Source organism: Kitasatospora sp. NPDC093558 (genome assembly GCF_040683475.1).
In the GTDB taxonomy this organism is placed as follows: Bacteria; Actinomycetota; Actinomycetes; order Streptomycetales; family Streptomycetaceae; genus Kitasatospora.
The window spans coordinates 1-1816 of record NZ_JBFBDY010000989.1 but is presented as its reverse complement, the minus strand read 5'-3'; the positions used below and the strand labels follow the sequence as shown (position 1 = coordinate 1816).

Genomic DNA, 1816 nt, shown 5'->3' with positions numbered 1-1816 from the left:
CGACCTGGAGCTGCACGGCGCCCGTCCCCGGGAGGACCAGCGGCGCCGCGAGCGTCAGCTCCTCGACGACGTCGCAGCCGACCTCGTCGCCCGCGCGCACGGCCAGCTCGACCAGTGCGGTGCCCGGCACCAGGACCGAGCCCATGACGACGTGGTCCGCCGCCCACGGGTGGGAGCGCGCCGAGAGGCGGCCGGTGAACAGGAGACCGTCGCTGTCGGCCAGTTCCAACGAGCCGGTGAGCAGCGGGTGTTCGGCGTTCCTGAGCCCGGCGGACTCGGCGCCCCGGCCGGCGGGCAGGCCGGTCGGCCAGTAGTCCCGGTGCTCGAACGGGTAGGTCGGGAGCTCGGCCAGGTGGCGGCCGGCGCCCGCGAGCAGAGCGCGCCAGTCGACCTTCGCGCCGTGGACGTGGAGGTTCGCGAGAGCCTGGAGGAGGGTCGCCTCCTCGGGGCGGTCCTTGCGGAGCGCCGCGACGGTCACGGCGCCGGTGTCGTCCGGCAGGGCGCTCGCGGTGAGCGCGGTGAGGACGGCGTCGGGGCCGAGTTCGAGGTAGCGGCGGACGCCGTGGTCGTGGAGGGTGCGGATGCCGTCGGCGAAGCGGACGGTTTCGCGGACGTGGCGCGCCCAGTAGTCGGGGGTGGTGACGTCCTCGCCGAGGGCGCCGGTGAGGTTGGAGACCAGCGGGATCGAAGGGGCGCTGTAGGTGAGCTTGGTGAGGACTTCGCGGAAGTCCTCCAGCATCGGGTCCATCAGCGGGGAGTGGAAGGCGTGGGACACCCGCAGGCGGGTGGTGCGGCGGTCGGCGAAGTGTGCCTCGATTGCCGCGACTGCTTCCTCCGTGCCGGAGACGACGATCGAGTGCGGGCCGTTGATGGCGGCGATTGACACGAACTCGGTGAGCAGGGGCAGGACTTCGTCCTCCGTCGCCTGCACCGCGAGCATCGCGCCGCCGGACGGGAGGGCCTGCATCAGCCGGCCTCGGGCGGCGACCAGGGTGCAGGCGTCCGCCAGGCTGAACACCCCGGCGACGTGCGCCGCCGCCACCTCGCCGATCGAGTGCCCGGCCACGAACTCCGGCTGCACGCCCAGGGATTCGACGAGCCGGTACAGCGCCACCTCGACGGCGAACAGCCCGGCCTGGGCGTGCGCCGTCTGGTTCAGCAGCTCCTCATCGTCGCCCCACACGACGTCCCGCAGCTGCGGATCCAGCGCGGCACACACCTCGTCGAACGCATCGGCGAACACCGGGAACCGGCCGTACAACTCCCGGCCCATGCCGAGGCGTTGCGAGCCCTGCCCGGAGAACAGGAACGCCGTCTTGCAGTCGGCCGCGACCCCACGGGCCAGTTCCACGCCGTCCACCATCACCGCGCGGTACGGGAAGAGCGACCGCCCGGCGAGGGTGAACGCGACGTCGACGGCAGGGAGTTCCGTGTTGGCGAGCCGCGTGACCTGCGCGTCCAGCGCCGCCTCGGACTTCGCCGATACCACCCAGGGCATCAGGCCGGGTGCGGCCCCCGTCTCCGTCTCCCCCGCTTCGGGGAGTTCGAGGATCACGTGGGCGTTGGTGCCGCTGATCCCGAAGGACGACACGCCCGCTCGACGCGGGTGATCGGTGGCCGGCCAGTCGGTCCGCTCGGTGAGGAGCTCGACCGCCCCAGCCGTCCAGTCGACGTGGGAGGAGGGCTGGTCGATGTGCAAGGACTGCGGAAGCTCTCCGCGCTGCATGGCCAGCACCATCTTGATCACGCCCGCCACACCGGCCGCGGCCTGGGTGTGACCGATGTTCGACTTGATCGAGCCCAGCAGGAGCGGGTG

1 protein-coding gene is annotated in these 1816 nt (G+C 72.4%); it reads right to left on the bottom strand.

Translation table 11 applies throughout. From position 1 onward, the window contains the following. On the bottom strand, positions 1 to 1816 hold a 1816-nt coding region (locus AB0O00_RS37700), incomplete at both ends, for a type I polyketide synthase (RefSeq protein WP_363659205.1).